General features: G+C 40.5%; 26 protein-coding genes. 17 read left to right on the top strand and 9 right to left on the bottom strand.

Annotation, left to right across the window (positions count from 1 at the left end; genetic code table 11):
- Positions 1-141: 141 nt before the first annotated feature.
- Genes OQJ86_RS17255 through OQJ86_RS17230 form a run of 6 tightly spaced genes read right to left on the bottom strand, consistent with a single transcriptional unit; the run spans position 142 to position 4,728 of the window.
- Positions 142-924 carry a heme ABC transporter ATP-binding protein gene (locus OQJ86_RS17255; protein WP_265988644.1) on the bottom strand — a complete coding sequence of 261 codons (783 nt, stop codon included), beginning with the start codon at positions 922-924 and terminating at the stop codon, positions 142-144.
- Positions 924-1,961 carry a FecCD family ABC transporter permease gene (locus OQJ86_RS17250; protein WP_042604912.1) on the bottom strand — a complete coding sequence of 346 codons (1,038 nt, stop codon included), beginning with the start codon at positions 1,959-1,961 and terminating at the stop codon, positions 924-926. Before OQJ86_RS17250 ends, OQJ86_RS17255 begins: the two co-directional genes overlap by 1 nt.
- 9 nt (positions 1,962-1,970) lie before the next feature.
- Positions 1,971-2,840 carry a heme/hemin ABC transporter substrate-binding protein gene (locus OQJ86_RS17245; protein ID WP_265988641.1) on the bottom strand — a complete coding sequence of 290 codons (870 nt, stop codon included), beginning with the start codon at positions 2,838-2,840 and terminating at the stop codon, positions 1,971-1,973.
- A gap of 27 nt (positions 2,841-2,867) precedes the next feature.
- Positions 2,868-3,281 (bottom strand): ExbD/TolR family protein, encoded by a 414-nt coding sequence (locus tag OQJ86_RS17240; protein WP_045423742.1) that lies wholly within the window; start codon positions 3,279-3,281, stop codon positions 2,868-2,870.
- Positions 3,278-3,976 carry a MotA/TolQ/ExbB proton channel family protein gene (locus OQJ86_RS17235; protein WP_042600147.1) on the bottom strand — a complete coding sequence of 233 codons (699 nt, stop codon included), beginning with the start codon at positions 3,974-3,976 and terminating at the stop codon, positions 3,278-3,280. The genes OQJ86_RS17240 and OQJ86_RS17235 overlap by 4 nt, the downstream gene beginning before the upstream one ends.
- Positions 3,976-4,728, bottom strand: a complete 753-nt coding sequence (locus OQJ86_RS17230; RefSeq protein WP_039975025.1) for an energy transducer TonB — start codon at positions 4,726-4,728, stop codon at positions 3,976-3,978. The genes OQJ86_RS17235 and OQJ86_RS17230 overlap by 1 nt, the downstream gene beginning before the upstream one ends.
- Positions 4,729-4,896: 168 nt before the next feature.
- Between OQJ86_RS17230 and hutW the strand changes: the two genes are divergently transcribed.
- From hutW to OQJ86_RS17205, 5 genes are all read left to right on the top strand, one after another.
- Positions 4,897-6,267, top strand: a complete 1,371-nt coding sequence (gene hutW, locus OQJ86_RS17225) for a heme anaerobic degradation radical SAM methyltransferase ChuW/HutW (protein WP_265988636.1) — start codon at positions 4,897-4,899, stop codon at positions 6,265-6,267.
- Between the two features lie 22 nt (positions 6,268-6,289).
- A complete protein-coding gene (hutX, locus tag OQJ86_RS17220) occupies positions 6,290-6,793 on the top strand; it encodes a heme utilization cystosolic carrier protein HutX (RefSeq protein ID WP_020194073.1) in 504 nt (167 codons plus the stop codon).
- Between the two features lie 106 nt (positions 6,794-6,899).
- Positions 6,900-7,430: a heme utilization protein HutZ gene (gene hutZ / locus OQJ86_RS17215; protein WP_045398522.1), complete on the top strand. Its 531-nt coding sequence runs from the start codon at positions 6,900-6,902 to the stop codon at positions 7,428-7,430.
- A gap of 104 nt (positions 7,431-7,534) precedes the next feature.
- Positions 7,535-8,071, top strand: a complete 537-nt coding sequence (locus OQJ86_RS17210; protein ID WP_061034487.1) for an ATP:cob(I)alamin adenosyltransferase — start codon at positions 7,535-7,537, stop codon at positions 8,069-8,071.
- A gap of 141 nt (positions 8,072-8,212) precedes the next feature.
- Positions 8,213-8,623: a hypothetical protein gene (locus OQJ86_RS17205; protein ID WP_061034488.1), complete on the top strand. Its 411-nt coding sequence runs from the start codon at positions 8,213-8,215 to the stop codon at positions 8,621-8,623.
- Positions 8,624-8,629: 6 nt separating this feature from the next.
- On the opposite strand, the gene OQJ86_RS17200 is transcribed toward OQJ86_RS17205, so the two are convergent.
- Positions 8,630-9,544: a chemotaxis protein gene (locus tag OQJ86_RS17200; protein WP_265988633.1), complete on the bottom strand. Its 915-nt coding sequence runs from the start codon at positions 9,542-9,544 to the stop codon at positions 8,630-8,632.
- A gap of 269 nt (positions 9,545-9,813) precedes the next feature.
- Between OQJ86_RS17200 and ppiC the strand changes: the two genes are divergently transcribed.
- Both ppiC and OQJ86_RS17190 read left to right on the top strand, forming a co-directional pair.
- A complete protein-coding gene (ppiC, locus tag OQJ86_RS17195; RefSeq protein ID WP_265988631.1) occupies positions 9,814-10,092 on the top strand; it encodes a peptidylprolyl isomerase PpiC in 279 nt (92 codons plus the stop codon).
- Positions 10,093-10,116: 24 nt separating this feature from the next.
- On the top strand, positions 10,117-11,661 hold the full coding sequence (locus tag OQJ86_RS17190) for a recombinase family protein (RefSeq protein WP_194592247.1): 1,545 nt from the start codon (positions 10,117-10,119) through the stop codon (positions 11,659-11,661).
- A gap of 36 nt (positions 11,662-11,697) precedes the next feature.
- On the opposite strand, the gene OQJ86_RS17185 is transcribed toward OQJ86_RS17190, so the two are convergent.
- On the bottom strand, positions 11,698-11,931 hold the full coding sequence (locus OQJ86_RS17185; RefSeq protein ID WP_158155404.1) for a helix-turn-helix domain-containing protein: 234 nt from the start codon (positions 11,929-11,931) through the stop codon (positions 11,698-11,700).
- A gap of 98 nt (positions 11,932-12,029) precedes the next feature.
- Here OQJ86_RS17185 and OQJ86_RS17180 point away from each other — a divergent pair, with 98 nt between their 5' ends.
- From OQJ86_RS17180 to OQJ86_RS17150, 7 genes are all read left to right on the top strand, one after another.
- Entirely contained in the window at positions 12,030-13,001 is a 972-nt protein-coding gene (locus OQJ86_RS17180) for a hypothetical protein (protein WP_256894036.1), read from the top strand.
- Between the two features lie 135 nt (positions 13,002-13,136).
- Complete coding sequence (locus OQJ86_RS17175; protein WP_086046709.1) at positions 13,137-13,535, top strand: hypothetical protein; 399 nt, start codon at positions 13,137-13,139, stop codon at positions 13,533-13,535.
- Positions 13,532-13,831: a hypothetical protein gene (locus OQJ86_RS17170; RefSeq protein WP_256894037.1), complete on the top strand. Its 300-nt coding sequence runs from the start codon at positions 13,532-13,534 to the stop codon at positions 13,829-13,831. Before OQJ86_RS17175 ends, OQJ86_RS17170 begins: the two co-directional genes overlap by 4 nt.
- Positions 13,824-14,057, top strand: a complete 234-nt coding sequence (locus OQJ86_RS17165; RefSeq protein WP_265988621.1) for a hypothetical protein — start codon at positions 13,824-13,826, stop codon at positions 14,055-14,057. The genes OQJ86_RS17170 and OQJ86_RS17165 overlap by 8 nt, the downstream gene beginning before the upstream one ends.
- A gap of 166 nt (positions 14,058-14,223) precedes the next feature.
- Positions 14,224-14,781, top strand: a complete 558-nt coding sequence (locus OQJ86_RS17160) for a recombinase family protein (protein ID WP_265988619.1) — start codon at positions 14,224-14,226, stop codon at positions 14,779-14,781.
- Between the two features lie 175 nt (positions 14,782-14,956).
- Positions 14,957-15,607 carry an AAA family ATPase gene (locus OQJ86_RS17155; RefSeq protein WP_158155396.1) on the top strand — a complete coding sequence of 217 codons (651 nt, stop codon included), beginning with the start codon at positions 14,957-14,959 and terminating at the stop codon, positions 15,605-15,607.
- A gap of 11 nt (positions 15,608-15,618) precedes the next feature.
- Entirely contained in the window at positions 15,619-16,782 is a 1,164-nt protein-coding gene (locus OQJ86_RS17150; protein ID WP_158155394.1) for a VapE domain-containing protein, read from the top strand.
- 75 nt (positions 16,783-16,857) lie between these two features.
- Here the strand turns inward: OQJ86_RS17150 and OQJ86_RS17145 are convergent, their stop codons facing one another.
- Positions 16,858-17,835 (bottom strand): hypothetical protein, encoded by a 978-nt coding sequence (locus OQJ86_RS17145; protein WP_265988616.1) that lies wholly within the window; start codon positions 17,833-17,835, stop codon positions 16,858-16,860.
- A gap of 904 nt (positions 17,836-18,739) precedes the next feature.
- Between OQJ86_RS17145 and OQJ86_RS17140 the strand changes: the two genes are divergently transcribed.
- The 3 genes from OQJ86_RS17140 to OQJ86_RS17130 all read left to right on the top strand — a co-directional run bounded on the left by OQJ86_RS17140 (position 18,740) and on the right by OQJ86_RS17130 (position 22,830).
- Positions 18,740-19,003 (top strand): hypothetical protein, encoded by a 264-nt coding sequence (locus OQJ86_RS17140; protein WP_158155390.1) that lies wholly within the window; start codon positions 18,740-18,742, stop codon positions 19,001-19,003.
- Positions 19,004-19,533: 530 nt separating this feature from the next.
- The gene (locus tag OQJ86_RS17135) at positions 19,534-20,043 is read left to right on the top strand and encodes a hypothetical protein (RefSeq protein ID WP_265988612.1); all 510 of its coding nucleotides are present in this window, start codon (positions 19,534-19,536) and stop codon (positions 20,041-20,043) included.
- Between the two features lie 9 nt (positions 20,044-20,052).
- A complete protein-coding gene (locus OQJ86_RS17130) occupies positions 20,053-22,830 on the top strand; it encodes a KGGVGR-motif variant AAA ATPase (protein WP_265988646.1) in 2,778 nt (925 codons plus the stop codon).
- The last annotated feature ends 219 nt before the right edge of the window (positions 22,831-23,049 follow it).

The raw sequence follows: 23,049 nt of genomic DNA, 5'->3' as shown, positions 1-23,049 counted from the left end.
TCTCCGTTACAAATCAGCAAAGTATCCAATCTGGAAAAAGAAAAATGCCAGTCAGCTTAACTGACTGGCATTACCGCATTATACGGGGCTTTTTCTTATTTAATATATTGAACCGGACAATCTGTTCGTTAAGACTGCTATTTAAGCCGCTGCATGGACTTGTGGGAAATCCAAGGTCGGGTGCTTAGTGACGATAGAACGATAGCCATAGACTTGCTCAATGCTTTCTGGTGTCAAAGCGTTCCACGGGTTGTCATCACAAACCAGTTTGCCATCATGAAGTAAAACCAATCTATCAGCGTACTGTGACGCTAGATTTAAATCATGTAATACAACCACAACGGCCGCATTGTTTGCTTTGGCTGCTTCACGTGCGATCTTGAGCGTGTTGTGCTGGTGGGCAAGATCGAGTGCTGAAGTCGGCTCATCCAGCATCAGTATTTTTTTGTCGCCAGCTTGATGAAGCTGGGTTAATACTCGCGCAAGATGTAAGCGCTGCTTTTCACCACCAGAAAGAGCAGGGTAGAGGCTATCTGCAAGGTGAGATACGTCAGTCTGCTCCATGTACTGCAAAGCTAATTGTGTGGTTTCTTTGTTAGTTATCGATAACGGAATTGCGCCTAACTCTACAACTTCTCGAGCTAAGAACGGAAAAGTTAACGTGCTGTGTTGTGGTAACATCGCAATGTGTTTTGCGCTTTCAGCGGGCTCCCAATCGTTTTTTTGTTTGCCAAAGTACTCAATGTCATGTTGAGAAGGGATCTCGCCGCATAGGAGTTTTAACAACGTGCTTTTACCAGCGCCATTTGGTCCAAGTAAGGCGGTAACTTCTCCTGCTCGAATATCAATACTGATGTCATCAAGTACGATTCGGCTGCCATACCTCATGGAGATATTTCTGCCTGACATAACCGTTGGATTCATTACAGGATCTTCCCTTTTTGTTGGAACAATAAGTAGATAAAGAACGGCGCACCAATAAGTGCAGTTACGATACCTACCGGCAGTTCAGCTGGAGTAACAACAACTCGTGCGAACATGTCCGCAGCGGTTAATAGCAAGGCTCCCATTAGTGCTGAGATTGGTAGTAAGGTTCTATGGTCAGGCCCAGCTAACATTCTTCCTAAATGAGGAATGACGAGGCCGATAAAGCCGATGGCACCACAAATACTCACCGTAATACCAACGCCGACAGCAGAAAGTAATATCAACTGACGCTTAAGCTTTTGCACGGGTACACCCAAGTGCCTTGCTTCGGATTCACCTAATAGCAGCGCGTTAAGTGACATTGCTTTTTTCTGGAACCAAAAAAGAAGAATCACGAGCGTCACTGCTGCTAGACCAATACCAGACCAGTTTGCTCCTGCTAAAGATCCCATCGACCAAAGCGTAAGGTCGCGAAGCATTTGGTCATCGGCGATAAAGTTCATAAAACCAATAGCGGCACCAGAAAGGGCACTGATTGCAACACCAGCCAAGAGCATAATGGTCACGGAAGTGCCAAATTTGTTCGTTCCTAGCCAATAAACCAATACGGTTGTAATTGCACCACCAAGAAAAGCAAAGAAAGGCAGCGCGGCTAAGTTCATTAGCTGAGGGTGGTTTTGGCTAAAATCCGCAAAGACTACAATAGCGAAAGCCCCGCCAAGAGCGGCTCCTGCAGAAACACCAATGATGCCTGGTTCAGCAAGAGGGTTTCGGAAAAGTCCTTGCATAACCACACCACAAATCGCAAGGATGGCACCAATGAACATGCATAGGATAGTGCGTGGTAAGCGTATTTCGTTAATGACTAGTTGGATGTGAGGAGCAAGGTCAGACCCTGCTCCGCTCAGGCTTCGTAGGCTGTCTGCGAAGCTGATATTCATGGGACCTACTGTGATTGAAGCTACAGCTATAAAGGCTAATATACCGGATAAAGCAAGTAGAATAGTAGATAAAGGGATACGTCTTAACAGCATTGAATCTCTCTACGGGTATAGTAACTCGTTTAGGCGTTTAGCTTCAGATAGGCTTTTTAGACCCAAACCACCGACTAATGCGTGACCATCAATCGTAACGATGTTCTTAGTCATACCTGCTGGCGTTGCAGCAAGTAGCGGCATCGCTTTTAAAATTGCATCAGCGCCACCCATAGTCTGGTAACTACGGCCACTCACTAAGATAACGTCTGGTTGCATTTCAACCATAGCTTCTGTTGATAGCGGCTTGTATGAAGACAGTTTACTTGCTGCTGGGTTCTCACCGCCGGCGAGAGTAATAATGGCATCTGGTGTCGTTTCTGAACCTGCAACGTTTGCGGCACGACCTTCATGAATCAGCAAGAAAAGGACTTTCTTTTTCTCCGCTTTTTCTGGTTGGTTGCCTTCTAGGGCTTGAACTTGTGCTTCAACTTCTTTCTTTAGTGTTGTGGCTTCAGTTTCACGATGCATGATGCTAGCAATTTGGTCGATACGATGAATCAAACCATCAACGTTTGCTTCTGTATTTACGACCTCAACGTCGACACCTGCTGATTTTAACTGGTCAAGCGTTGTATTCGGGCCCATTTCATCAGAACCAATCACCTTTGTTGGGCTCAGAGCTAATAAGCCTTCCGCGGATAGACGACGGTGATAACCTACTTTAGGTAACTCCATTTCTTTAGGAAGCTGACTCGTCACGTCAACTGCGACTAGGCTTTCTTTTGCATCAAGGGCGATGAGGAGTTCAGTTACCGCACTACCTGCACTGACAACTCGTTCCGTTGAAAGGGCTTCGTTAGCAAATAGGTTCGCACTTGCAAGCATAGTCACTGCTACGGTTAAGGCGGTACGAACTGGCAATAGTGTTTTGTTCATGAGTTTATTCTCTGTCTTATGTTCTTTTTATTGCGACTCTTCAGTTAACAACTGAGTCGCCTGAATTCCGTTTTCTTGTAAAAAGCCAAGAAGCTTAACGAGGGATTGAATATCAGCGGTTTTTTCTGCGCCAATCACAATAGGTTTGTCGGTTGATTTGCTCTCTTCGAGTAAGGCAAGAGTAAAGTTTTCCCAGTCGATATACGTTTTCCCATTGATAGCCCAAAAAGGTTCTTCTTTGAGGATGTTGACCGTAATGGATTGTTTATCAACTTCGGTAACGGCCTGAGAATCTGTACTTGGTAAACTGACATCCAGAGAGTCGAGCTTGACTGCTGCAGTCAACATCAAGAACACCATTACAATAAAGATAATATCCAGTAACGGGGTTAGGTCCGGTGTTAAACCATGGCTGTTATTGTCTTGAGGTGCTTTAATCATGAGCTTCTCGCCTCAACATGATCAGCAACCGTTGCGATTTCTTTGTTGTTTTCTGGAGAAACGTGTTGCAAAGAAATGCCTTCTAACCAGAGGTTTACATAGTTCAGTGTGTGCTCAAGCTTAGCGATAACGCGATCAGCCCAAAGACCAATCAGTTGTGCGCCAGAAATTGCGGGCAATGCAATGATCAAACCCGCTGCGGTCGTTCGCATTGCCAGACCTAGGCCATCAGCCAGATCGTTTGGCGTGATGTTACCTGTAGAAGACGCAATGCCTTTAAACATATCGATCAGGCCAAGAACGGTACCTAACAGCCCGATTAGAGGACTGATCACACCAATGAGTGTCAAAAGGCGCAGACCGGAATGTAATTGATGACGCTTTTCTTGCAACCAGATTCCTGCCGCGTCTTCACGAAGTGACTTAGAGAAAGAATGGTGAGCAAGTAACATCGCGACACCACGATAAAGAAGAGGTCGCTTGCCAGAAAGATCGTCTGCAAGTGCTTCGATGTCTTTGCTGTTTGTTGGGTCTAGGGTTTTGAGCTTTTGACGAATTGCTCTTTTGCCTACTCCAAGACTAACAAATACTTGGAAAAGTCTTTCCGCAATGATCATGACTGTTAAAGCAGAACAAATAATTAAAGGCCAAGTCATAAGACCAAATTGGGTTTGTAAATGTTGTAGCTGTTCCATTATCCATCCAACTTAAAACGAACTGGGATTTGAACGCGGTGAGCAACTTGTTGCCCGCCAGAAATATGTGGTGAGAATTCCCATTGCTTTATCGCACGTAGCGCTGAAGCATCGAGCATTTCTGCACCGGAAGATTCAATAAGAACTTGTTTTACTTGATTGCCATTTGCATCAAGCCAAATTTCGTATAGTGCAACACCTTGAATGCCACGCTTACGAGCTGAACGAGGGTAGCGAGGCTGAACTGGTTGGGAGACAAAAGCTGGCTTATCGACTAGTACTGGTTCTGAAGTCGCACCTTTTGATTCATTTGTTGGTGCGGCTTTTTGCTCTTGTACTGGTTCTTTTGCGACTTTCTTCTCTACTTTTTCTTTTGGTTCCGGATCTTTTTTAGCCACTGGTTTCGTTGGTTGTGGCTTTTTAGGTGGCTTGATTGGTTCAGGTTCCTTTTTTACCGGTGGTTTTTTCTTTACAGCTTCTTTTTTAACGACGGGTTTTTCGATCGGCTTTTTAACTGGTTCTGGCTTAGGTTCCGGTTGCTTCTTGGTTTCAGTTTGCTTCTTCTCGACTTCCTCTTGAGGAGCCGGTTGCGCTTTAACAGGTTTAGGAGCCGAGACCAAATTCAGGCTTACTGTGCTTGCCGGATTTCCTGCAGGCATCGCAAAAACTTTTGTCTCTTGAGAGACAAAAAGAAGCGCTGCATGAATCGCAAGTGAGGCGCCTCCGGCAATGACATATCTTTGTAGGTTCACGGGTAAATCTCGGTGTTGCTAATAATTATCAAGTTGGGACTGATTATCACTTACAAAGGAAATAAGATCAATTATCAATTGCATTATCATTACGCGCAAATTATGATCTTTGCAGTTTTTTTGAAATGAGCCTCAATCCTTTGTGTGGTGGGCTTTAAGTGAGTAAATATGAGCGTCGATATTTATAAATTTGACGAATCAATCCTTGGGAGTGATAGCCCGGATCCATTGCGCTTTGCTTTTGTGAAAAAGCACTCTGCGCATGCAGGTGGTAGTAGCATGCCAGTGCCGCCGCCACAACAAGGAGATATTCTTTCAAGGATTACGTCTGAAACGACGGTAAAGAACAATAAGCGTTGCTTGTACATTCACGTTCCATTTTGTCGTGTGCGTTGTACTTTCTGTAACTTCTTCCAAAATGCTGCCAGCCGTAAGTTAGTCGATGAATACTTTGATGCTCTGATGAAAGAGCTAAAAGAGAAAGCGGCGATGCCGTGGACGCAAAGTGGCATCTTCCATGCGGTTTACATCGGCGGTGGTACGCCTACTGACTTATCTGCAGACCAAGTTCGTATTCTAGGCCAGGCCATTCACGACTATTTCCCTCTCGCAGCTGACTGCGAAATTACACTTGAAGGTCGTATCAACCGATTCTCAGACGAGTTATATCAAGGTGCGCTAGATGGTGGATTCAACCGTTTCTCATTTGGCGTCCAGAGCTTTAATACCAAAGTTCGTCGTAGCGCTAAACGTCTAGATGACCGTGAAGATGTACTTCAGCGAGTAAGTGAGTTGGCGAAAGAAGACAAGATCCCTGTCATCATCGATTTGCTTTACGGCCTGCCTTATCAAACGAAAGAAGTTTTAGAGCAAGATCTTAAGGACTTTTTGTCTACAGGCGCTCATGGCTTGGACCTTTATCAGTTAGTGGTTGGTGGTACAGCGCCAATGCTCAATTTAGTTGAAAAAGGCAAAATGCCGCCACCAGCAACGACACCGGAAAAAGCGGGCATGTACGAGCTTGGCGCTAAGTTTATGGCAGAGCACCGCATGAAGCAGCTTAGTGTTAACCACTGGGCGATCGATAACCGTGAACGCAGCTTATACAACAGCTTAGCGAAGACCTATGCAGAAGTATTGCCTGTCGGTTGTGGTGCGGGCGGTAACATCGGTGGTTACGGCATGATGCAGCACCGCACGCTAGACACTTACGTTAAAGCTGTAAATGAAGGGCAGAGCACCATCGCAATGATGATGAAGCAAAGCCCACTTGAGCCGCTATTCGCAGCGCTGAAGTCTGGCTTTGATCGAGGCATTGTTCAGGCGAGCAAGTTGCCAACATTTATGGGTGAAGACACCTTTAATTTCCTGATGCCACTATTCAAAGTTTGGCATGACAAGGGCTTAGTTGAGCTACAAGAGCGCAGTTTAGTACTGACGTTAGCAGGTAGCTTCTGGGCTGTGTCTCTGGCTCAGGCATGTATTCAAGTACTGACTTCTGAAATGAACGAAAACGTACCAAAAGTATCTAACAATTAATCTGAAAGAAATGGAAAAAACAATGGAATCAATTAAGCAACAGGTCGAAGCCCTACTAGAACAAGAGCCGCAACTACTCCCAGCAGCAATGGCTGAGCGCCTTGGTGTATCAGAGTTTGAAGTGGTAGCTGCACTTCCTCAAGAGATGGTTGCAGTAGCTCCTGGTGAGCAAGCACAAAGCATCTTAGAAGGTCTTGTTGGTTTTGGCCCAGTAACAACTATCGTTCATTCTTTTGGTTCTATCTTTGAAGTAAAAGCGCCGTTCCCGAAAGGTAAAGTGGCTCGTGGTTACTACAACCTTATGGGCAAAGAAGGTGAGCTTCATGGTCACCTAAAACTTGATAACGTGAAAAACATCGCGCTAGTCAGCAAACCTTTCATGGGGCGCGAGAGCCATTATTTTGGTTTCTTCTCTGAGTGTGGCAGCAACATCTTTAAGATTTACCTAGGCCGCAACGAGAAGCGTGAGCTAATCGAAGATCAAGTAACAGCATTCCGTGCAATGCAAGCAGAGTTCAACAAGTAGTCTCGAATGAGCATGACACTGCACTAATTCGTTAGCGCAGTGTCATTTATTAAAGAATAACCGAGTTAAAACTCGGAACAACAAACAAGTAAAGTTAGGTATCAAAATGGATCAGCAAGTTAAACAAGAGCGTTTACAAGGTCGTCTAGGACCAGAAATCAAGGAATTTCGTCAGGAGCGTCGTACCATTCAATTAGCAACCGTTGATGCGGAAGGCCGTCCAAACGTAAGTTACGCACCATACGTTCAAAACCAGGAAGGTTACTTCGTTCTTATTTCTCAGATTGCTCGTCACGCACGCAACCTACTAGAGAATCCAAACGTATCTTTGATGATGATTGAAGACGAAGATTCATCGAAGCAGTTATTCGCTCGTAAGCGCCTAACGTTTGATGCGGTTGCATCTGTTGTTGAGCGTGATACAGAGATGTGGCAACAAGTTGTTGGTCAAATGAAAGATCGTTTTGGTGAGATCATTGATGGTCTGAGCCAACTAGAAGACTTCGTTCTGTTCAACCTAAAAGCAGAACAAGGTCTATTCGTAAAAGGCTTTGGTCAAGCTTACCAAGTATCAGGCGATGATCTGGTTGATTTCGTTCACCTTCAAGAAGGACACAAGAAAATCGAAAACGCATAAGCCGATTTTCTAACTTATGATCGTCTAAACGGATGTGAATGCCCAAAGGGAGTTAGGTTATACTGACTCCCTTTTTTATTAGAGCAAAAGCACAGAGAAAGAGCATGAGACCAGTAAGCAAGGAACTTGGCGAGATTTGTTACCCATTCATCTATGAAGACAGCCCAGTATGTGACTTTGAAATCACTGCTGATGAGTTGTGTAGCCGAATTGGGCTGGTTCTATCGATGGAACTCGATGACTTTAGCCGGGACATACTGACTCGAATGCAGCCAAACGTATACCATGTGAATGGCTCTATCCGCGGAAAACTCGCGATTACAGAAGCGAAAGTGGATGAGCTAAAAGCCGATTACGATGCAATCAAGGCTCGTATCGATGGCGGCTTTAAAGGGTTTGTGCTTCCTGGCGGCCACCCAACGTCAAGCCAATTGCATCTGTGTCGTTGCCAAGCAAAGAAGGTGGTTCGTGCATTGGTTGCCGTTGAACATTCAGGTAAGAAACAACCCGCTCCGATTTTGTTCCGCTATTCAAACCTGCTCGCGAATGTGCTCTACAGTTTGGCGTCTTACATCAACCACACTTATCAAGTCGAAGAAACTGAGTTTGTGTCTCGCAGCTACACAATGCCAAGTAAATAGGCAAAATATCACCTAATAGTCTGAATTTAATGACTTTAAGCTAGCCGTCGCAGAGTTCTCATTCGAGTGCTGTAATTGCCTTTACCCATCTTTCTGTCTTTGTTTGAATAACGATTAAAATTGATTCAGAGGAAGGAAGCGATGGGTTTAGTTGTTGGGGGGCCTTTATTGATTTGGCTATTTTGCGCGCTATTGTCTATCAGAGCGGGGTTTGTGTTGTTTGCAGGGCAGCATTTTTCGAGTGTTCTGATTGCTATAGCGTTAGCGGTGGGTGTGACAGCTTCTATAGTTTTCTACAACTGGTATTCGATTGCGAAAAGGGAGGAGGTTTACTTTTTCTCTCTTTCAATGGAATTGTTGTGTCGACCCGCATTGATTATGCTGGCGGTTATCGCGATAGGACTGTATTTCTTCGGCGGAGGGTTATTGCTCAATAGTCACATCAAAATGTTCGTTTTTGTTGCACTGTTTTCATGTTCGGTAGCAAGTATCACGAGTTTGTTGACTGCCGAAAAAGTTATTGATGTATACCAGATCAAGCAAACTTATTAGATATGATTAAGAAGCTATCGCTTTTGCTTCCAGCTCTTTTGCACCGCGCAGCATCGCTTCAATCAATTCCCCAGCGTTGAATTTCTCTAATGCCTCGTGAGCGCCAACTTGGTGAGCTCGATCAACACAAATCTCGCTTGATAGAGACGTGTGAAGAATGCGGTAAGAGTTATTCAGCGCAGAATCATTTTGAACTTCAAACGCAAGTTCATAACCATCCAGCCCCGGCATTTCAATGTCACTCACTAAAAGGTCAATTGGGCGGTTCGCTTCTGCATCTCGCTTCATCAAATCGAGTGCGTCTGAGCCATTTTTACAGATTTGATACGGGATGTTGATGCGGTTTAGCGCGTCGCTCAATTGCTTGCGAGCGATAGAAGAGTCGTCCACCAAAAGGATATTCAAGGCTTTCAAACGCTCGCGCTCGATGTCTGTAAGCATTGGAATCTTGGTATTCTCGTATTGCGGGTAGATCTTAGAAAGCAAAAGCTCCACATCTAACATTTGTACGATCTTCTCTTCATAGCGAGTAATACCCGTTACAAAGATATTATGACCCGCACTTGATGGCGGTGTTTCGATAGATTTCCAATCACATTCAATGATTTTCTCGATACTTCGCACCATAAATGCCACCACGGTACGTAGACAGTCCGTCACGATCAAATAGCAATTATTGTATTCTTCTTCTTGGATAGGGCGGAATCCAATAGCTGCCGCCATATCAATGACTGGCACCGTCAAATCACGAATGGTCACAGTGCCAATTACATGATGGTGTGAATAGGGAATTTTGGTGGTCGGCATATAAGGAACAATTTCACGGACTTTAAGTGTGCCAATTGCGAAGTTCTGTTGCAGGGTGAGTTTAAACACCAACATACCTTGAGATTGGTTCGCTTTACTTGCGACTTTTGCCATGAAAATAACCTTATCAATATAACTGATTTATCGAACTAATCTAATCTTATAAGGCGACAGCTTCAACCGTAGAGCATAGAAAAGTGAGCTTTTTAGGAAATAGAGCAAGTTAAGTGAGAAATCGAGCAGAAGAACGAATAAGTTTTCATCAATTTGTAAGGTGGTGCTTGTCATCTTTAGATGAAGATAGCGTCTGATTAACAGAAATAATTGGCGATGATGGGACGTTTCGGTAAACTTGCGCCATCAGAACAGTGAGAGACAGACATATGGCAAATACTGCAGCTGCTTTGCACATCCTTGTAAAGCATAAAGAGCAAGCTGAAGACATTATCCAGCAACTGAAAAAAGGCGCGAAGTTTCAGGCTTTGGCAAAGAAATATTCAACTTGCCCATCTGGTAAACGTGGTGGCGACCTAGGTGAGTTTCGCCGTGGTCAAATGGTGCCACAGTTCGACAAAGTTTGTTTTTCTGGTGAGGTTCTTACTCCACACCTAGTCAAAACCAAATTCGGTTGGCACGTTGTTAAAGTACTATACAGATTATGATGCACTTATGATCTGTGAGTTAATATGAATAATAACAAAGCATTAGCTGTACTATATGTTCGTTTTTCGACAAAAAAGCAGGAAGCTGGTGACAGTCAACGTCGCCAAATCGAGAGTGCGGAGCAATGGTGTGAACGCAACAACGCCGAGCTTTCAGCTCAAACGTATGAAGATTTAGGCGTCTCTGCGTTCAAAGAGGGGGGCAAACGTCCAGCCCTTGAAGATCTGATTAACGCGATACGCATGGGTAAAATCCCACGTGATAGCTACTTGCTGATTGAAGACCATGACCGCTTAAGTCGACGTGGTTGGCGCTACACTCAAGACCTTGTATATCAGTTAGTTCAACTAGGCGTGCGTTTAGTAATGCTGAAGACTGGTGTTGTTTACGATGCAGACAACATCAACAACATTGCTGATAACATTGTATTGATGATCTCGGCTGAACGGGCGCATCAAGAATCTGAGCGCAAGTCACACCTCATCAAAGCAAGTCGCGAGAAAGCCCGAAGAGATAAGAAGGTTACAGGGAAGTTACCTGCATGGGTATCAAGAGACGGTGACGGCTTCACTTTCAACGACAAGAAAGCGACAATTCAAGAGCTTATCAACTGTAAACTATCTGGAAAATCCCACCAATCAACCGCCAAACACCTCAACTCACTTAAAATGACAACTGGAAATGACTCTGCTTGGTCTGCAAGTGGTGTACGCGCTATCGTTCAAAATCATGCACTTTATGGTGCAAAAGCTTACTTTGACACAGGCAAAGATGGTCGAATGAATAAAGAGCCGATTGAAATCGTGTCTGACATTTTTCCCGCCTTGATTACGTATGAGCAATACCAAGTTTTGAATAAAAGACAACAAGCAGGAAGAACATCTAAACGCGGTGCGTATTCAAGGTTGTTAAAGTGTGGTGCTTGCGGTGGAGCAATGACTACTCGAACGAGTAACTACAAAGGGAAACCTCGCGCTTACAAGATGTGTGTCAAAGCGACTGAAGGGAGTTGTAACCAAGTTGAGCGTATTCGAGAGCCTGAAGTTTATCTGAATGAAGCTCTTCACTATTTGAAATATGAATCTAGTTCAACTCTATACGTAAGTAGAACTTCAGAGTATCAACAACGACTTGAAACGCTAAACGCTACAGTAGACTTGTTAACAAAGAACGGAAACATAGAAGCACTGGCTCGTGTCTATACCGATATTAAAGAAGTCTCGGACTTGATAGAAGAAAGTAAAGTACTCGACCAGAATAACGTAGATGTAAAAGTTGATTTTAGTCTTATCTCAAGTATTGAAGATGTTGAACAACGTAACATTGAGTTGAGAAAGGTTCTCCGAGAGATACGTTTCTACTGTATTGAAAAAGTTGGTCAAACAAGTAAGTGGAAAATCGTGATTGAACAGATCAACGGCATCAAGAAGTACCTTGTTTTAGACCAGAAATACGGGTTTGGGAATACAGTAGTAGACTACGCTTCGTTGTTGACACAGGGAACAGAAGACAACAGGGAACCATGGGAAATTGAAGACTCTGAAGAATGGGAGTCGTATAGCTACTAGAACAATACAACCAGTTTAATAGAGAGCTTCGGCTCTCTATTGCTCAAACAACGAATTAGCATCGGTGCGGAGCACGACACACAAATCCCTAATCATCTCGTCGGTTACTCGAATCATTCCACTTTCAATCTTGGCAAGCTTACTACGTGTCATATCAATGCCACGCAGACTACATTCACGCTCTACATCTGCTTGAGACCAATCCCTACTTAACCGTATCTCTTTGATTCTAATGCCAGTAATGTTCTTTTTTTCTGTGACTTGGTTCATGATTTCTTCTGCACCATTATGGGTGCAGATAGGGTTACATATAAGATAAAGATGAATTGCACCCATATGGGTGCTTGATGTTTTTATTTGAGGTGTTTATGAACAATGAAGTGAAAAAAGTGCAATTTATTAAAACTGGTGTAGTCAGTGCGTTATCGGTAGTTGTATTGGCTGGCTGTCAAACTACTACAGTGCAGAGAAGTGCTGAGAAGCAAATTGAAGACAATCGATATCAATTTGTTAAGAACCCTAAAACGGTTGAAGAAGTATTTGGTGACATGACTTGTAACGAGTTTATGCAAATAGACAAAGGTCAGAAAGTTGAACGTTTTGGCGATTTGAACTCTACTGGGTTATTAATAAAACAACGTAATGCGGCTTATATTACTAATTCAATGTTGGCTGCCATTCATTGGGACAAGCGCAGATTCAATCACCCATACGGCAATACGTTGAGTGCTGAAACTACGAGAGAGTGCTTAAAAAAGGGTAGTGAGTCACTTGTTCATCAAGTGATTTCAGAGTCTAAGTTTTTAACACCAGATGTGATGACCGATCACGGCGACTACAAAGTAGCGAGTACAAATGATGTTCTTTATGCTGTGTATACAGGCTCTAAAGAAAGAAACGCAGTACTTCAAGTGATTCCTAGCGCGATGCCTAAAAAGGGGAGCCGAGAATATAGAAATAGAGATAAAATAGCTAAGATTAACTCATTCTACATTCATACAGATATTAAGTGTGAAGACATGAATTACTACAATGTTTTGCCTAGTATCAACAATAAAAAGTATTACGTTCAGAACACTTGTGGTGAAAACAAAAGAATGCGTACGTTCGTTAGATACAATGCTGGTGATAAGTCTGCTTTGAATCTTCATGAACTCATTTCAAAAACGAATGACGACATCGTTATTGATTATGATGGAATGAAAACCTATCGTTTTAGTTCAAAGGGTTATACTGCTGCTTTGAATCAAGGAAGAAAATTAAATCAAGTGTTTCAGTTTGGCTATGAAGATGAATGGTTTAATTACAAAGTGAAGCAATCTGCTTTGTTAAACAAGTAAAAAACAAGACTCGTCTTTATTAAATTTTACTTAATTAACGTCGTATTCAATAAAAGCCGCCTAAAATGGGCGGTTTTTTATTGGTTTCAATCTGTTGAATAAATATATCTGTATTAATGAACAGGTTGAACAAGTATGAAAAAAGAAAATCTTCATTTCACTGATAATGAGAAAGCCAAAGAAGCAGGGCGACGCAGTGGTGCTGCGAGGCGCAAGAAAGCCGCGGAACTACAAAAGCTAGAACGCAAAGCAGAATTGCGAGACATCGAAAATCGAGAGAAGAAGTTAAAAGATATGTCAATGCCTTTGACTGGTGCTGGTGACATCGACACAAGTCAAATTCTTAAAATGGTATTGTCTGGTGCGTTTGGTGTAGTACTAGCTGAAAGAGCAATCACAGCGATCTGTGAAGCTGAGATAAAACGGGTTACTAACCGTGCGTCCAAGTTGGAATTATCAATCATCAATGACTTATCGCGGTCGGAAAAAGAAGCTCTTCTTGCTTCACTTGAAGCTGATTTGGAGGCGTTATGAGTTTCTTAAATTTAGTTCGAACCAATAGCATCAAAGAAGAAGATGAACAGGGATGGACGGGCAATTCTCTTGATTTGCTGAGAATGGTAGGTTCTTTAGACGAGCATCGTCGAGGACAACTTAAAGATCCAAAGTACCAAGAAGAAGCAGAGAAACGGATCAACGCTATTCGAAAGAAGATGAAGCAACACGAGCAAAGTCGCTTGGTGTCGCAAGAAGAGGCGTTACTTGAGCAATCAGAGCGAGAACGGAAACGTAGAGAACTACTTGAACAACTCGGAGGTGTGGATGAATAAGGTACTAGCAGGGCTTTTGGTCATATTAATGCCTTTAGCGATTTCGAATATTTCATTTTCAAACAACTATGGTCAGTTGAACTCGACTCTTGATACCTTGGCGACACAACAAAAAGTGGTGTTGGAGAGAACAGATATCATTCTTGATGACATTTATCTTGTAAAGGCAACGACTAAACACAATGGTGAGCGAATAGAGTCACTTGAAAGACTGATTGCCGATTAAAACTAAGCCCTCGTAGAGATACGGGGGGCTTTTTTGTATTCTTTTGACTACTGTCTAAGAACACACTTAGATGAATACGGTAACTGTATTCATTACGGTTGCTATCGGCCATGAATACAGCCTATTGTAGTCGTATCTAGAGTTCAATGAATACGGTGAGTGAAATATGAGCAAGGTCGGTTACATTCGTGTGTCTACGGTACAACAAAATATAGTTCGACAATTGGACGGTGTTGAACTTGATAAAGTGTTCGTCGATAAATGTAGTGGTTCAACAACTGATAGGGAAGAACTCAAGCGTTTAAAAGAGTATGTACGTGAGGGTGACACGGTTGTTGTTCATGATATCTCACGTCTTGCTCGTGATATGAAAGACCTACTAGGTTTGATTGAGTTCTTTAACAATAAATCAGTAGCGGTTCAGTTCATTAAAGAGAATATGTTGTTCAGTGCTGACAAAAGCAACCCAATGAATGAGCTATTACTGAACCTACTAGGATCTGTCTATCAGTTTGAGCGTCAAATGCTTCTTGAACGTCAGGCTGAGGGTATTGCTAAAGCAAAAGCGGCAGGTAAGTACAAAGGTCGTACTGCCACAGTAGATAGGCAAGCTATCATTGATTGCCTCGAAAGCGGGCTATCGATTCGCAAAACTGCTCAGAAGCTAGGTGTCGGCGTGTCTACAGTGCAAAGAGCGAAAGCCAACTTAACGCAATTATATTAACCATGTTTCATATCTATGAGATTGTTTTTTTACAATAAGATATTGAAAAATAAAAATAAAAAAAATTTTTCAATTTATTTTGTTTAGAACTCTATTTTGGCCGGTTAAGGTATATACACGTCACAGGGAAGTGCGAAACGTATATTAAACAACAGCTTAAAATGAGAGTTCTACAATGTATATTAAACAAGCACAATCACTCGACGATATGCTTCTTTCTGATTCGAATAAGAAACAGCTAGAGATTATCGCAAAAATGAAAGGTTTCTTTCTGATTCACAGTAATAGCACAGGATCAGGCAAATCGCTTGCAGCAAAAATAGTCGCTGATTCTATTTCTGACTCAGCGTTATTTATTGACGCTTCATGCGCACAGTCAGCTAAGCAGATCGACAATTTAGATAGAAAATTAGCGATGCATGATCTATCGAATTGCTCACCAGTCGTTGTCATTGACGAAATTGATAAACTGAGTTCGCAAAAACTGCAAGCAATATCATCTGCTTACAATAAGTTTTCAACGCGTACTAATTGCGTAGTCATCATGACAGCAAACGCTATAGATAAAATTCCCGCTAACTTACTGTCACGAGTAAACGGCATAGATTTTAATCAGTCAGATAACGAAGAATTAGTAATTGCTAAAGTAGCAGAGGTTGTTGATAAAGAAATCGAAGATAAGCAATTAAATAGCAAATTTATGCAAATTATTCGCATGATTCTCAGTGCGTCGAACGGTGATATTCGCAAAGTGTTTGCATACACAGAGAAGTATCTCCTTACGCGTGAAATTGACAAAAATCCGCTTATTTCTTCAGGCTATTAAGGTAATGTTATATGAATGTTGTTAAATTAGATGATTTTATTGAACAGTCAGAGCTACAAAGTATTGCAGAATGCACTGATAGTCTGCAGCTCGTAGAGAAATATTTCGAGCAGTCTGATATTCGCTGGGGCTTTTGCCGCTTCACGAAAGATAAGATGACACTTACGCCGAGTGAGCTTAATGCAGACATTCAGCTCTGGTTGCAGCGTAAAAAAGTTGATGTATCGTTTCACAAGCCACGCTATGTAAAAGCTGCGTTAACTCAATATGACGTGAATATGTACGATGCGACAATTGATCAGCTTCGAGAGCGCTTGAAATACGACGATACGCTCTCAGATGAGTTTGTAAAGCTGAAAAAACATGCACAATTCAGTGATGATGACATACTAATTTTCAAGTCTTGGGTTTGGAATGTTAAACGCACAATTAACAAATTAGAGAAAGAGCAAGTGCCGATGCCTCTTTTGTTCGCTGTTGAGCAACGCTTCGGTAAGAGCACGTTCAATCAAAAACTGTATGAGCCAATCGCTGAGTTAGCGTTGAGACGTGATGTCTCTAGTATCAAAGACACATTCGGCAACGGCTTGTGGCGAAAGCTGCTTGTCGTTGATTTTGATGAAATATCTTCGATCAACAACTCCATGCTCTCTAAATTTAAAGAGTGGTGTTACGCAGATAAGGTCGCTATGCGAAATCCGAACACATCGACGATATTGCAATTTGAGAAAGTAACAAATGCGATAGCGTCAAGTAACGTAGATGTTAGCGATATTTTAAAAGACTCAACGGGCTCGCGTCGTATTTGGCAAGTTAACTTGAAAAAGCCGCTTTTCGACGCATTAGAGCACGTAAATTTCGAAAACTTATGGCGATGCGTCGATGAAAACGCAGAATGTCCACTGTACGTAGACAATCATATTGAGCGAATTACACAAATTCAGTACGAAACTCAGCGTTGTCGTTCATCGGTTGAAATCTGGCTAGATGAATTTCGTGAGACTAATGTTCAAGAATCGTATAAAGCGTTAGAGCTTTTTGCGTTGTATGACTCATGGCGTAAAGTTAACAAAGAGAAAAGCTTGTCGAGCACTGCATTCGGCAAACAAGTTGTACAGCTCGGAATTGAGCGACGACGCAAAAACTCAGGCAATTATTACTTTTTTGATGTGTAAAAAGTGATTTAACAACTATACATACTATACACGCTCTACACGTTTACGTGTAGGCGGTGTATAGAGTGTAGGGTTTCAACTGTCTAGCATTTCAAATTGAGATTCTTCTTCAGACCAATCTTTACGCTTTAGTGCATCAGATGCGATTCGGCGTTGTTCGCTTTCAATTAATTGCGCAGTGTTTAAATAATTATTTTCATCAAACATGAGTGGATAGTGTGCTTTAATTTTATCAAGCGTGAATCTTTTTGGTAACAATGTCATCCCTCTGTCTAATAACTGAACAATCATTTCCAGTTCGACAATATGACAAGGCTTAACTAATGGCTTGATTGCCTTTAGTAAATCTCGATTATAATTCACCGCGAGTGAGCCTATCTTTTCATCAATAGCTTTCTGCGGTAAGCTTACTTCTTGAATTTCTATGCATTCAGTGTCTGGCTTTTCAATTTTCGTTTGCCTTAGTAATCCCAGCGCAATTTCAGCCGAAACCGATTTTGTTATTTCTAGTTCAGCATACAACTGAGAAATTAAGGCATCTTGTTCTTCAATTCGCGCAAGTAATGCAGTGTTCGGGTCAGTTTTTACAATATTTTCGCTATTGCGTTTAGTTAGCTTCAAAGGGCAAGGGTTGAAATAAGACTCAGGTTTTGTTTGCTTTGCGATTTCTGTGCAAAATTCTCGGTAAAGTGGGTCATGATGACCACTAACAAAAATTCGGTCGCTTATTTTTAAACAAGAAACGGTACGCTCACACATATCAACAACGAATATAAAACTGGTTTTCTCATCAAGGATGAATAGATGTTGATTATCGGTAGCTGTATAAGTCGCGTTGATGTTCATTCCTTGCAGACGTTTTGACATCATTTGTGCATGGCTTTTACTTGAAATCGTGCGAAGTTGAGTAAACAAGCTAGATTCGTTTTGAGCTAATTTTGCTGTAGCTACTTTCTGGAAGGTTGTGTTCTTACGTGGAGTGCGAGTATTCGCAAGTGACAAGTTGACGGTGAAACCATCATCGTTTTGAAAAAGGGAAATTTGTTTATACATCTGTTTTGTTCTCATATTGAGTAAAAATACAGTGCGCTAACACTGGTCAATAGAGATGTAGGGTGCGAGGGGTGTTAGCGCACCGCCTCGCGATTCAATATGAGTCAAAAAGAACTCTTGCACAACATCTCTATTGTACAAGAGTATTTATACTTCTAAACTTTTGATTTTGGCTATTATTGACTGGATTTAACTATTAATCTGACAGTTTTGATTGATATAAGGTATTAACTGGCGTGTCAATTGCGTGTCAGTCTAATGGCTCATTCTGTATCAAAAGAGTATCAATTGCTCTTCTATGTCGCATCAAAAGCGTATCATTTGCTATATCAAGCCGTATCATTTGCGTATGAGTCTAGCGAGCTGAAGCATTGATATGCCTAGGTTTAGACGGTGTAAATAAAAGCAGAGGATAAGAACTGTAGAAAAAGAAAGAACAGGAGAAAAAAGAAAGTCTTAATAACTATAAGGGAGAGCGTTAAAAACGGGATGAAAATGTTTTGGTAGGTCTTTAATTGGGGCTTCGCCCGTTCGCCTTCGGCTCACCTTGTTATCGCTTCGCTTTCATCAAATAGATGGTCTTGCGGTAGCACTACGTGCTACCGGACAGTTTAGCTTGTGATTGTTTGTTGGTTATCTTTGACTTGTAAAGCGTTAGCTAGATGCTCTTCAATGCGATTTCAGACGGTTTCACTGGCTAGCAGTACGCTTTGTCGAATGAGTCTTTAACGTCGTTTAGAGTCGGTTCTAGATATTAAATTGCTTTCTACGCAGGTTTGCTTCACCACAAGCACAGTTGAAAATTTGCTAATTCATTTCATTCGTAAAACCTCTCGTTTTGTTAAGCCGCTTCGGCTGTTTCTTGTTTTGATAAATACAACAAAAACGAACAAGAGGTAACAACATGCTTTGTCCAAGCTTACTTTCAAGTCAAAATGTCGATCCAGAAGAAAGTCTTTCCAGCCAACAAATTGACCGACAGTTCATGATCAAGCAAATATTCCAGCGAATGAACGAAGTCAATAAAAAAAGAAAGAATGGTTTAACTAATGCTGACATCAAGTACTTTGAACGTTTAATCACCGCTATTGAAGAGTGGAGCGACGAAGAACTACTTGATCTGGCATCTGAGCCTAGCGAGTTCAGAAAATTGATGCGAGGATGGTAGAGGTATGCTTGTGAATCAATCAGAGCCGCGCAAGGTGAAACTTCAGCTGTACTAACTCATACACAATCTGGCAGATTTGATTATACAGTGTGACTTAATCGTACACCCATACTCGACATCACACAGCTCACTTATGGACAATTTCGCGTTACGAATCGAAACAACACCAAACCCATTTGCACGAGAATATGTATGGCAAAACTCAATCTCATTGGCCAATTTTGATGAACCACGACAATATTGCGATAGCGAGCTTATGAGAGCATTGAAAAAATAGGGGGGACGGCTGTACGTGAAATTATCACTCGTGTTTTTCAGTGGTGGACTGCTGCAAGCTTTCGCCCTGCTTTTTAACTTGGGGTTTTGTGAATAAGTGTATTTACACATAGAGTAATCGGCATAATCAATATCACAAAATTTAGGTGTAATAGTGTGATAATGGGAGATAAGTTTGTTGATTTAAGAAGTTGATACTCATTGTCTTTTAGGCGTGATATTGTGATGGTTCAGTTGGAAGGTAGTGAGTGATCATGAAGTATTTAGAGTTTCTTAATGCAGCAAGAAAACATAAACATACCAGTGCGGTGCTTAAAAGTGAGCTGCAGCAACATTTAAGTAAAAAGCCTGTATGTAATGGTTCAGTCAAAAGGCTGACATTGAATCTGTATTACATATCAGGTTATGTTATCGAATGTAGTTTAAAATATGGAATCTATGCACTAGCTGGTTATGACAGAGATGGAGATATAAAACACATAAATCAAGGTGGAATTGATTTCAATAGAACAATAAAACACCATCGTTTCAATGTATATGATGATGTCTTTAATTCATTTCATTCAGGACTTGCCTTGGTTGATACTAGAGCCGGAATTTCTCAGGAAGTTATAAATTTATATAACAATTGGGATGCAGATGTTAGGTATGTATATAGTGATATACCACCCAAGTTTAGGTCTAGTGATATACCAAAATATGTAATAAGTTTTAGCGATTATGCTGATCAAATATTTAATCAAATTGAATCTCATATAAGATAGGGTTTCGTGATGATATTATCATTTAAAATATTAGATGAGATTAAAGAAGAGTTAACTAAATTATTATATGAATCAAAAATAATTGACTTTTCTATTGATCTTTCGATGAATCAAAATGCTACTGTTACAGTTGTATCTGATGAAGTTAATAGTTTGGACTCTCTACTATGTATATCTGAAGAATTAAAAAAACATGAGAAATATAATATTAATTATAGTTTTATTTCGAAAGAAGACTACGAGGATGATTCGTACTCTTATCTATTTAAATCAGATAAAGTTAACTATGGATTAAGGAGGGGTTTTAATAACCTACTCGATGGAAGTGAAGTGACGTCAAAAAAGAACACGCCGCTTGTTACATTCTTTAGTTATAAGGGAGGTGTTGGTCGAACAACATCTTTAGCCCTTTTCGCTGGCTATTATGCAAATCTTGGTAAAAAAGTATTCGTTATTGACTGTGATTTCGAAGCTCCTGGGCTATTAAATTTTTTTGGAATATCGCAGTTTGCTAACCCTAAAAGTGGAGTGGTGGAGTATCTTGTTGATAAAAAGTTTTCAAAAGATATGAAATTAGATGAAAACTATGTTTATGAAATATCGGCTTCATATTCTGGAGAGGGACGAATAAACTTATTACCAGCGGGTGATATATTTGGAGATAGTAAATACTACTATTTAGAAGCTTTATCTAGAGTAGATCTTCAAGGTAAAGATATCTTTCTTAAAGACTTTGATACTCTCTTAAAAGATATTGAAGAAGAATATGAACCAGATGTTATACTCGTTGACTCACGTACAGGTTTTAACAATGTTTTTGGTTCTCTGACAGAACTTTCCGATATTACTGTGGGGTTGTGTGGCGATGACCAGCAAAATATTGCTGGAATTGAGTTCCTCTTAGAAAGGTTTAATGAAAAAAGCAGTTCGTCTAAACTTTGTATGGTTCTATCCATCGTATCATCGTCAGTGACAACTAGATTTAGAAAGTTTACAAAGAAAATTGAAGAGTATTGTGATGATGATATTACAATACCGACTTTCTACTTTCAAAGAGAAAGTATGCTGGAGCTTGTCGGCACTGAGTATGAAGACATTGAAGATACAAAATTTTTTATGTCGAGTTCCAGCTCGACCAGTTACTCAAAATTTTTTGATTTCCTAGTATTTGAAATTGATAATATTTCAGGTATGGAGGATGAGCCTATCAATGATGAACCGTCTACGGCTCATGATGAGGCTCAGAACACGATAAATAATAATTTAGATGAAGATATCACTTTAGAAAGTAAATCTAAAAGTTACGATGTTGTTGTTCAAGCTTTAAAAGAAAATATGCCTGACCCATATGCGGAAAATATCGCATATAACAATGATTTCTTTAATAACGACTTTTATATACGACAATGTATGTTAGATCTATTTTTGAACGATTATAATATTCTTCTTGGAGGAAAAGGGACGGGGAAAACTGCGTTTTATAAAGCTCTACAGAATAATGAGTTCTTTAATATTATGGTTGAGAGGGCTGAGAAGAAACATCTTAACTATAATATCATTCATGCAATTGATGATGCTAAGAGTAAAAATTCCAGACATTTTGAAGTTTCTAATTATCTAAAAGACTATCTTGGTGAAGATAATAAAATGAGGAAGTTTTGGACAGTATATCTTTGGCTAACTGTCTATAAAACCGAAAAATTTGGTAAAAGCAACCTTTCTTTCGATATAAAAAATGATCATCATACTTCGATGAAGTTCAAAGAAATTGTTGAATCTGACGATAAATTCCTTCAGATAGAAAATGAGCTAAAGTACGCTGAAGATTCTTTAAGAAGAAACGATGAAAGACTAATCGTCACATTTGACCAACTTGATTTTGTTGTAGATCCATCAGATTGGAGTTTAGGCATCTCTCCATTGATTCGTCTTTGTTCATCCTTTAATTTTGATAGAATTCAACCAAAGTTGTTTTTAAGAAGAGACCTTTATTCTAAACTTGGGAATTTGACAAATAAAAATGCACTTGAAAGTAAGATTATTAATCTTGAATGGTCGCATGAAGAAATGTATGCGTTCCTATTTAAAATTATTTTTGCATATTCGAAAGAAGCGTTTTTAGAGTGTTTAGAAGGTAAAGTTTCAGAAGGGTTTATAAAGTCTCAGATCCTAGCGAGACTTACGAAAAAAAATCAGTTTAATCAACTGCCAGCTGACGAACATATTTTAAGAAAACTAACTGAGGTCTTTTTTGGTAGTAGTCAAAGTTCATGGAATAATGCTTATGATGAACTTTATACTAATATTAAGAATGCAGACCAGACTATTAGCCTCCGACCATTTTTAGACCTAATTAGGCTTGGTATTGAACAGCAGATTCGAGACGGACAGAAACTTAGAAAAGATTGTGTCTTAAGTATTCATTATTGTATGTATAAAAATGTACGAGAACAAGCTGTAGACCGCCACTTTAATGATCTGGCTCTTGAGGCAGGAAATGAAGTAATTAAGTTTTTTGTCGAAGATATTCGAAATAGTAAAGTTGATGATAGACTTAAATGCTCATCCTTACTACAGGCAGAGTTTGAGGAATTGGTTGAAGCTGTTAAGCGCAACCACCCATCACTTAATTTCTATTCGACAACTCATTTTGAAGATATGCTTGTATTGAATGGTATTGTCTTTATTACTTATATTAGCGGCGGTAGAAAAAAATATTCATTCGCTTTTCTATATAAGTATTATTTAGGATTGAAATCCCCTAAGCGGATGAGAAAATCTCGTTAATTGATTTATCGAAAGAGCTATTAGTTCTGGTAGTACTTATAGCTCTTTTTCATTTTATACTAATTGAGGTCACGTTATTCAGGTTTGGATTTAGTGAAAGATTCTGTAGTCGAGCCTAAACCTAGCTGTTTGAGTCATTTTGTTTCTAGTAAGCCATTTACAGAATGTGACACCCTTTAATATTGTGTTTATGTTTGTTTAATTTGGCTCATATTCGCT

The organism is Vibrio sp. Sgm 5 (assembly GCF_026241575.1).
Classification (GTDB): Bacteria; Pseudomonadota; Gammaproteobacteria; order Enterobacterales; family Vibrionaceae; genus Vibrio; species Vibrio jasicida.
Note: the sequence above shows the minus strand (reverse complement) of the source record. Positions and strands in the feature narration are given on the sequence as shown.

Coding starts and splice junctions, on each gene's coding strand:
- OQJ86_RS17170 (WP_256894037.1), top strand. CDS start 13,532: ATGAGTTTCTTAAATTTAGTTCGAACCAATAGCATCAAAGAAGAAGAT.
- OQJ86_RS17175 (WP_086046709.1), top strand. CDS start 13,137: ATGAAAAAAGAAAATCTTCATTTCACTGATAATGAGAAAGCCAAAGAA.
- OQJ86_RS17205 (WP_061034488.1), top strand. CDS start 8,213: ATGGGTTTAGTTGTTGGGGGGCCTTTATTGATTTGGCTATTTTGCGCG.
- hutW (WP_265988636.1), top strand. CDS start 4,897: ATGAGCGTCGATATTTATAAATTTGACGAATCAATCCTTGGGAGTGAT.
- OQJ86_RS17130 (WP_265988646.1), top strand. CDS start 20,053: ATGATATTATCATTTAAAATATTAGATGAGATTAAAGAAGAGTTAACT.
- hutZ (WP_045398522.1), top strand. CDS start 6,900: ATGGATCAGCAAGTTAAACAAGAGCGTTTACAAGGTCGTCTAGGACCA.
- OQJ86_RS17185 (WP_158155404.1), bottom strand. CDS start 11,931: ATGAACCAAGTCACAGAAAAAAAGAACATTACTGGCATTAGAATCAAA.
- OQJ86_RS17200 (WP_265988633.1), bottom strand. CDS start 9,544: ATGGCAAAAGTCGCAAGTAAAGCGAACCAATCTCAAGGTATGTTGGTG.
- OQJ86_RS17160 (WP_265988619.1), top strand. CDS start 14,224: ATGAGCAAGGTCGGTTACATTCGTGTGTCTACGGTACAACAAAATATA.
- OQJ86_RS17190 (WP_194592247.1), top strand. CDS start 10,117: ATGAATAATAACAAAGCATTAGCTGTACTATATGTTCGTTTTTCGACA.
- OQJ86_RS17155 (WP_158155396.1), top strand. CDS start 14,957: ATGTATATTAAACAAGCACAATCACTCGACGATATGCTTCTTTCTGAT.
- OQJ86_RS17180 (WP_256894036.1), top strand. CDS start 12,030: ATGAACAATGAAGTGAAAAAAGTGCAATTTATTAAAACTGGTGTAGTC.
- OQJ86_RS17240 (WP_045423742.1), bottom strand. CDS start 3,281: ATGATTAAAGCACCTCAAGACAATAACAGCCATGGTTTAACACCGGAC.
- OQJ86_RS17245 (WP_265988641.1), bottom strand. CDS start 2,840: ATGAACAAAACACTATTGCCAGTTCGTACCGCCTTAACCGTAGCAGTG.
- OQJ86_RS17150 (WP_158155394.1), top strand. CDS start 15,619: ATGAATGTTGTTAAATTAGATGATTTTATTGAACAGTCAGAGCTACAA.
- OQJ86_RS17210 (WP_061034487.1), top strand. CDS start 7,535: ATGAGACCAGTAAGCAAGGAACTTGGCGAGATTTGTTACCCATTCATC.
- OQJ86_RS17165 (WP_265988621.1), top strand. CDS start 13,824: ATGAATAAGGTACTAGCAGGGCTTTTGGTCATATTAATGCCTTTAGCG.
- OQJ86_RS17140 (WP_158155390.1), top strand. CDS start 18,740: ATGCTTTGTCCAAGCTTACTTTCAAGTCAAAATGTCGATCCAGAAGAA.
- ppiC (WP_265988631.1), top strand. CDS start 9,814: ATGGCAAATACTGCAGCTGCTTTGCACATCCTTGTAAAGCATAAAGAG.
- OQJ86_RS17250 (WP_042604912.1), bottom strand. CDS start 1,961: ATGCTGTTAAGACGTATCCCTTTATCTACTATTCTACTTGCTTTATCC.
- hutX (WP_020194073.1), top strand. CDS start 6,290: ATGGAATCAATTAAGCAACAGGTCGAAGCCCTACTAGAACAAGAGCCG.
- OQJ86_RS17235 (WP_042600147.1), bottom strand. CDS start 3,976: ATGGAACAGCTACAACATTTACAAACCCAATTTGGTCTTATGACTTGG.
- OQJ86_RS17145 (WP_265988616.1), bottom strand. CDS start 17,835: ATGTATAAACAAATTTCCCTTTTTCAAAACGATGATGGTTTCACCGTC.
- OQJ86_RS17135 (WP_265988612.1), top strand. CDS start 19,534: ATGAAGTATTTAGAGTTTCTTAATGCAGCAAGAAAACATAAACATACC.
- OQJ86_RS17255 (WP_265988644.1), bottom strand. CDS start 924: ATGAATCCAACGGTTATGTCAGGCAGAAATATCTCCATGAGGTATGGC.